Source organism: Streptococcus sp. HMSC076C08, from assembly GCF_001810825.1.
GTDB lineage: Bacteria > Bacillota > Bacilli > Lactobacillales > Streptococcaceae > Streptococcus.
On sequence record NZ_KV802736.1, the window covers coordinates 230245 to 230560 of the forward strand.

At 41.5% G+C, this 316-nt stretch carries 1 protein-coding gene; it reads right to left on the minus strand.

Going from position 1 to position 316, the window contains the following annotated elements:
• Positions 1-316 (minus strand): Spy0128 family protein (locus HMPREF2766_RS10310; protein ID WP_315940711.1); only part of this gene is annotated, 316 nt, incomplete at both ends.

Below are 316 nucleotides of genomic sequence, written 5' to 3' on the forward strand. Positions count from 1 at the left end.
TTCACTACCTGCTTTTTCAGTGATAGTGTATGTGTGGTTGCCTACTGCTGCGTACTTGATATCTTCGAAAGTAACAGTACCATCTGCTGCGTTTGTCGCTGTTCCGATTACTTTGTCACCTTCTTTAAGTTCAAACTCATATTTACCTGCTTCAAGAGCTTTACCATCCAAGACTTTAGTAGCCGTGATAGTAGCACTTGTTGTAGCTGCTTTATAAGTGTTGGTGAAGGTTGGGTTGTTACCTGTAACAGCTGCAACAAGTTGACCTTGGCCGTTATCTGTAACTTTTACCTTAACTTCGTGTTTAGCAGTATCG